The following is a 6517-nucleotide window of genomic DNA, read 5'->3' on the forward strand; positions in this document are numbered from 1 at the left end:
GGGCCGCGCTGCGGCCCCGGCAATCTTCGCGGTGACATCGAAAACTGGGGCCGCTGCGCGGCCCATCGCGACACAAGGCCGCTCCTACAGGGTGCCCGGTCAACCCGGGATGATAATTACAAGGGCCCGCCTGTATGATACGGGCGAGCCCAACCGAGACCTGATGATGGCCAAAGATACCGATACCGAAGGCGCACCACGACGCCATGGCGGCCGCTACATATACGAAGAGCTGCGCAAACAGATCCTCACCCTCAAGCTCAAACCCGGCGTGCAACTGGACGAAGTGTCACTGGCCGCGCAGTTTGGCTTGTCGCGCTCGCCGGTGCGCGATGCCCTGGCTCGCCTGATTACCGAAGGCCTGGTAGTGATCCTGCCGAACCGCACCACGCTGGTGACGCCGTTCGAGATCGAGGAGTTCCCCAACTACATCTCCGCACTCGACCTGATCCAGCGCGCCGTCACCCGCCTGGCCGCCACCCAGCACCGCGACGAGGACCTGGCGGCCATTCGCAAGGCCGACGCCGCCTACCTCAAGGCCGTGACCAGTGGCGATTTCCAGGCCATGTCCGAGCGGAACAAGGCCTTCCACATGGCCATTGCCCAGGCCGGGCGCAACCCCTACTTCATCAACTACTACGAACGCCTGCTGGGCGAAGGCCAGCGCTTGCTGCACCTGCACTTCGACCACGTGGTCAGCTCGGCCAGTGCCCACCGCCTGGGCCGCGACCACGATGAAATCATCGAGGCCATCGCCGCCCGCGACGCCGATGCCGCCGAAGCCGCTGCGCACGAACACACCATGCTGTTCCAACGCCGTTTCCTCGATTACATGCAGCAGAACCTTACCGCGCGCATGTCCATCGCCTGACCGGCAAAACCCGCTGAAACCCTGTTACCGGGACTGATCACTCAGTCCTGTTGACACTCGCACGCCCACTCACTATTTTGCATGCAACCCTGCACACAATAAAACAGGAGTCGCCGATGAACAGGTTCGAGAACAAAGTGGCAATCGTGACCGGTGGTGCAGGAGGCATTGGCGCGGCCATTGCCAGCCGGCTGGCCGGCGAAGGTGCAACGGTGGTGGTAAGTGACGTCAACCTGGACGCGGCGCAGGCCGTTGCGCAGGCCATTGCCGACGCCGGAGGCCAGGCATTGGCCATGGCTGCCGACATTGCTGCGGGTGAGGCCTGCCATGGCCTGGTGCAGGCGGTTGCCAGCGAGTTCGGGCGCATCGACGTGCTGGTCAACAATGCCGGCATCAACCGCCGTGGCAACCTGCTGGCACTGACTGAAGACGACTGGCACAGCAGCTTTGCGGTCAACCTCGACGCCATGTTCCACCTGTGCCGCGCCGTGCTGCCAGGCATGATCGCAGCCGGTGGCGGCGCTATCGTCAATACCGCTTCGCAGTGGGGCCTGTACCCCGCGCCGGGGCACATTGCCTATAACGTGACCAAGGCAGCAGTGGCCTCGTTCACGCAGAACCTGGCGCGGGATTACGCGCCGCAGAAGATCCGCGTGAATGCGGTGTGCCCGGGCGAGATCCACACGCCGATGCTCGAGGCGGGCGTGTTGCGTTCTGGCCGCACCATTGCCGACCTGGACCGCATGGTGCCGTTCGGGCGTATTGGCAAGCCGGAAGAAGTGGCGGCGCTGGTGGCGTTCCTGGCTTCTGATGAGGCGGCGTTCATGTGTGGGTCGCTGGTGGAGATTACCGGGGCGCAGGCGGTGGCCTGAGCAACACTCTTGCACAGAATCCGAATGCGAGCGCAGCACCCTGTAGGAGCGGGTTCACCCGCGAACACCGGCAAAGCCGGTGCCTTCTACCGCGGTGCCTGCTTCGCGGGTGAACCCGCTCCTACAAGGGGTTGCGTGCGGTCTCAGATAGTCAAACTAACGGAACTGATACTCCAACCCCGCCCCCGCATACCACGAACGCCCGGGCGCCGCCTCGTAGTACCGCCCGTTGCTATCCCCGACAATCACCGACCCCACATACTGCCGGTCAAACAGGTTGTCCAGGCGCACCAGTTGGTGGAACGTCCACGCCCCGACATGCTGTTCAAAGCGTGTACGCCAGTTGAACACGGCATACGCCGGTGCCGCCTTGGCGTCGTTGCTGTCGTCTACATACACCTTGCTGCGGTACTGCCCTTCAACCCCCATGCTGACCGACGCAACAGGCTTCCACACCAGCTCGCCATACAGGTTGTCCAGCGGCACGCCCGGCAGGCGGTTACCACGTTCGATGGCCTGGCTGACATCCTCGGCGTAGCGCGCATCGGTGCGGGTATACACCACGGTAGCCTGCCACTGCTCGCTCAAGTCACTCTGCAGGCTCGCCTCGAAGCCCCTGCGCAGGGTGCGACCGGCATTGCGATAACTGGTGCGCCCGTCCGTTGAACGGTCAACGACAATCTCGTCATCGGTCTGAATTTCGTACACCGCCGCATTCAGCCGCGTGCGCTCGTTCAGCCGGTACTTCACGCCCATTTCATACTGCATGCTGGTAGCAGGCTTGAGCCCGAAGTTGAAGCTTTCGACTTCGCCCGGTGCGTAGGCCATCTCGGCCTGGGTGGGGGTTTCGAAACCTTTGCCAACGCTCACGTAACCGCGCAGGTCCGGTGTAAAGGCGTACATCACCGACAGCGACGGCGTAGCCTGCTGGTACTTCTTCGAACCGCTGGAATCACCGTTGGCCAGGTAGTGGTCGTCGACGCGCATTTTCATGGTGCTGTAACGCAGCCCCAATTCGCTGGTCCAGTTGCCGATTTCCCAATGCGCCTGCAGGTACGGGTCCAGGCTGGTGGCGGTGTCCTGCTCGTCACGGCGCAGCTCGCCTTTCACACCCAACTGGTCGCCACTGAAGTTCTGGTAGCCGCGGCGGTCATCCTTGCTCTGGTCGTAATCGGCACCGACGGTGAAGGTGAGGTTGCCGGGCACGTCGGCAACCGGCTGGATCCAGCGCAAGGTGCCGCCATGGAATTCGCGGTCGAAGTCGACCACGCCACCGCCACGCTGGCTGTTGGAGACCACCGTTCGGGGGATGGACAGGTACTGCACGACGCTGCGTTGCCCCGCGTACAAGTTGAACTGCAAGGTGGCGTCGCCAAAGTAGCGCTCGTAGTTCATGCCCAGTTGCTGGTGGTCGATGCTCTTGCGCGTGTTGTAGGTCTGCGCCACTGCGGCAGTGGAGCGCGGGTCGTGCTTGTAGGCGTCCCAGGTCTGCCCCAGCGGGTCTTGCGTGTTGTTCTGCTCCAGGCTGCTGTAGATCAGCGCCATGCGCGAATCGTCGTCGGGCTTGAAGTTGACCTTGGCGAAGGTCTGGTCGCGGCGTGCGGCACTGTGGTCGCGGTAGCCATCGGTGTCCATCCGCGAGGCATCCAGCACGAAACCGGCGGTGTCGTTACCGCCCTCGGCGGACAGGTGGTTCTTGTTGAAACCGTCACTGCCGAAGGTGGTTTCGGCACCCACACGGGCCGGGCCCTGGCCGTCGCGACTGAACATCTGGATCACCCCGCCCGCGTTGCTGCCATACAGCGTCGCGGCCGGGCCGCGCAGCACTTCGATGCGCTCGGCCACGTCCAGGTTCAGCGTGGCCGCCTGCCCTTGGCCATCGGGGGTGCTGGCGGGAATACCATCGCTCAGCAGCTTGATGCCACGCACGCCGAAGGCCGAGCGTGCGCCATAACCCCGCGAGGAAATCTGCAGGTCCTGGGCATAGTTCTGGCGGTTCTGCACCACCAGCCCGGGCACCTTGGTCAGTACCTCCGAGAGGTTGACGCCAAGCTGGCCATCGGTGCCATGGGACAGGTCGATGGTATCGACCGAAAACGGCAGGTCGAACGTGCTGGTCGGCGCATAGGCGCCGGTGACCACCAACGGCTCGATGAGCACTGTTGCAGGTGCACCCGTGGCGGCAAGGCCGCAGGTGCTGAGGCTGCCCGCCAGAAGCAGGAGTAGGCCGCGCTGGGCAGGCAGGCGAAAAGTGAGTGGGTACATTCAAAGCTTCCTGAAACCCGGCCGCGACCTCACGAGCCCGACCGGGGGTAACGCCACCGTGCAAGGGCACGGTTCAACGCAAAAAAAGAATTCAAATCGCCAATGGCGACAGCGCATCAGATCCTGTTGATGTAGCAGTGCCCTTGGGTACTGACCACCGACAGGCGTTTTTCAATCGCCCGCCCCTGGTAATCCAGGGCGGTGCGCACGATCTGCAGCAGCGGCGCACCGGTTGCGATACCCAGCGCCTGGGCCTGGCTGGCATCGGCGCTGATGGCAAAAATACGCTCATCGGCGTGCGCCACCGTGGCACCAAAGCGCTGCTGATACAGCCTGTACAAGGTGTTGGGCAGCACCTCGGGCTGGCGCTCCAGCCCTATGAAGCGGTCGGCACAGAGGATGATGTCCTCGTAGATGACCGGCTTGCCGTCCAGCTCGCGGGTGCGCGAAATGTGGATCACCTTGCCGCCTGGTGCCAAGCCCAGCTCCTGCACTTCCTGCGCCGTGGCCTTGCGCACCTTGCGCCCCAGCACGATCGACACCGGCAGGCAGCGCTCGCCGTCCGGGCGGCAGATGTTGAAGAAGCGGAACAAGGCATGGTCGCCGTCATGGGTGGCGACCGAAGTGCCCTTGCCCTGCTGGCGCACCACCACGTTTTCGGCCACCAGCTCGTTGAGCGCCTTGCGCAGGGTGCCGACGCTGACCTGGTACGTGCTCGCCAGTGCCGCCTCGCTGGGAATGAAGGTGCCAGGCGACCACTCCCCGGTGTTGATGCGCTCCATCAGCAAGTCTTTGATCTGCATGTACAGCGGCTGGAAGGTCGGGGCCTTCTGCGGGTTTTGCAGGGCTTCGTTCATGGTTGTCGGTCACCGCGTATGCGTGTTGCCCAAGTATAACCCGGACGCGAAAAAAAACATCGCACCTTGACTATCCTATAACTCATGTCCTATACATGACTTACGGCATATGAATGACCGTCACAGGAGAACAACAATGAGCATTGATTTTGTCGTCCACGATGCCGACGACGCCGTCGGCGTCGTAGTAGTCGAAGGCGTGCAGGCGGGCCAGAAGTTGACAGGCTGGGTCATGGACCAGGACCAGACCCTGGAATTCGTGGTGCGTGACGCCATCCCGATCGGCCACAAGCTGGCCATCCGTGACCTGCAGGAAGGCGACACGGTGATCAAGTACGGCGTCGACATCGGCCGGGTGATCAAACCCATCCGTGAAGGCGAGCACCTGCACGTCCACAACGTCAAAACCAAGAGGTGGTAAGCATGCAACTCAATGGGCGCACTTTCCTGGGCTACCGCCGCGACAATGGCCGTGTGGGCATTCGCAACCACGTGATCATCCTGCCGGTGGACGACATCTCCAATGCGGCCGCCGAAGCGGTGGCCAACAACATCAAAGGCACCCTCGGGCTGCCGCACCCGTATGGCCGGCTGCAGTTTGGCGAGGACCTTGAACTGCACTTCCGCACCCTGATCGGCACTGGCTGCAACCCCAACGTGGCCGCGGTGGTGGTCATTGGCATCGAACCGGGCTGGACCCGCCGCGTGGTAGAAGGCATCCGTGCCAGCGGCAAACCGGCCGAAGGCTTCTGGATCGAACAGAACGGCGACCACAACACCATCTGCGCCGCCTCGCGCAAGGCACGCGAATTCGTGCAGTACGCCACCGAACTGCGCCGCGAAGAATGCGACATCAGCGAGCTGTGGGTGTCGACCAAGTGCGGCGAGTCCGACACCACGTCCGGCTGCGGCGCCAACCCGACCGTGGGCAACGCCTTCGACAAGCTGTATGCGCAAGGCTGCACCCTGGTGTTCGGTGAAACCTCGGAGCTGACCGGCGGCGAACACCTGGTGGCCGAACGCTGCAGCACCCCGGCAGTGCGCGAGCGGTTCCAGTTCATGTTTGACCGCTACAGCGCCATGATCGACCGCTGGAAAACCAGTGACCTGTCCGAGTCGCAGCCAACCAAGGGCAACATCGAAGGCGGGCTGACCACCATCGAGGAAAAGGCCCTGGGCAACATCCAGAAGATCGGCCGCAAATGCCGGGTGGATGGGGTGCTGGACAAGGCCGAGGCGCCCACCGGGCCGGGCTTGTGGTTCATGGACTCGTCATCCGCAGCCGCAGAAATGGTCACCCTGTGTGCAGCATCCGGGTATGTGGCGCACTTTTTCCCCACTGGCCAAGGCAACGTCATCGGCAACCCGATATTGCCGGTGATCAAGATCTGCGCCAACCCGCGCACCTTCCGCACCATGGGTGAACACATCGACGTGGATGTGTCCGGCCTGCTGCGGCGCGAAATCAACATGGACGATGCCGGCGACCGCTTGCTCGACATGCTGCTGCGCACCGCCAACGGCCGCTACACTGCTGCCGAAGCGTTGGGGCACCGCGAGTTCGTGCTGACCCGTCTGTTCGAAAGCGCCTGACCTGCCGCGGGGGGGGGGGGGGGGGGGGGCCGGGCGGGGGCGGGGGGCGGGGCGGGAAG

6 protein-coding genes are annotated in these 6517 nt (G+C 63.5%); 4 read left to right on the forward strand and 2 right to left on the reverse strand.

Annotated features, from left to right (window positions below; genetic code table 11):
* The first annotated feature begins 163 nt into the window (after positions 1-163).
* A complete protein-coding gene (locus tag IAE39_RS20890; protein WP_201206074.1) occupies positions 164-871 on the forward strand; it encodes a GntR family transcriptional regulator in 708 nt (235 codons plus the stop codon).
* A gap of 116 nt (positions 872-987) precedes the next feature.
* Positions 988-1743, forward strand: coding sequence for an SDR family NAD(P)-dependent oxidoreductase (locus tag IAE39_RS20895; RefSeq protein ID WP_201206076.1), 756 nt, complete (start codon positions 988-990; stop codon positions 1741-1743).
* Between the two features lie 156 nt (positions 1744-1899).
* Here IAE39_RS20895 and IAE39_RS20900 read toward each other — a convergent pair whose 3' ends face one another.
* Both IAE39_RS20900 and IAE39_RS20905 read right to left on the reverse strand, forming a co-directional pair.
* Positions 1900-4008: a TonB-dependent receptor family protein gene (locus IAE39_RS20900; protein ID WP_236548735.1), complete on the reverse strand. Its 2109-nt coding sequence runs from the start codon at positions 4006-4008 to the stop codon at positions 1900-1902.
* Positions 4009-4124: 116 nt separating this feature from the next.
* Positions 4125-4865, reverse strand: a complete 741-nt coding sequence (locus tag IAE39_RS20905; protein ID WP_201206078.1) for a GntR family transcriptional regulator — start codon at positions 4863-4865, stop codon at positions 4125-4127.
* A gap of 136 nt (positions 4866-5001) precedes the next feature.
* Here IAE39_RS20905 and IAE39_RS20910 point away from each other — a divergent pair, with 136 nt between their 5' ends.
* The gene (locus IAE39_RS20910; RefSeq protein ID WP_043199623.1) at positions 5002-5286 is read left to right on the forward strand and encodes a UxaA family hydrolase; all 285 of its coding nucleotides are present in this window, start codon (positions 5002-5004) and stop codon (positions 5284-5286) included.
* Between the two features lie 2 nt (positions 5287-5288).
* The gene (locus IAE39_RS20915) at positions 5289-6458 is read left to right on the forward strand and encodes a UxaA family hydrolase (RefSeq protein ID WP_201206080.1); all 1170 of its coding nucleotides are present in this window, start codon (positions 5289-5291) and stop codon (positions 6456-6458) included.
* Positions 6459-6517 lie beyond the last annotated feature (59 nt).

Source organism: Pseudomonas sp. S37, assembly GCF_016658545.1.
Lineage (GTDB): Bacteria > Pseudomonadota > Gammaproteobacteria > Pseudomonadales > Pseudomonadaceae > Aquipseudomonas.

Bases quoted from the DNA above. Each gene is read 5' to 3' on its own strand.
- IAE39_RS20890 (WP_201206074.1), top strand. From the start codon at position 164: ATGATGGCCAAAGATACCGATACCGAAGGCGCACCACGACGCCATGGC.
- IAE39_RS20895 (WP_201206076.1), top strand. From the start codon at position 988: ATGAACAGGTTCGAGAACAAAGTGGCAATCGTGACCGGTGGTGCAGGA.
- IAE39_RS20900 (WP_236548735.1), bottom strand. From the start codon at position 4,008: ATGTACCCACTCACTTTTCGCCTGCCTGCCCAGCGCGGCCTACTCCTG.
- IAE39_RS20905 (WP_201206078.1), bottom strand. From the start codon at position 4,865: ATGAACGAAGCCCTGCAAAACCCGCAGAAGGCCCCGACCTTCCAGCCG.
- IAE39_RS20910 (WP_043199623.1), top strand. From the start codon at position 5,002: ATGAGCATTGATTTTGTCGTCCACGATGCCGACGACGCCGTCGGCGTC.
- IAE39_RS20915 (WP_201206080.1), top strand. From the start codon at position 5,289: ATGCAACTCAATGGGCGCACTTTCCTGGGCTACCGCCGCGACAATGGC.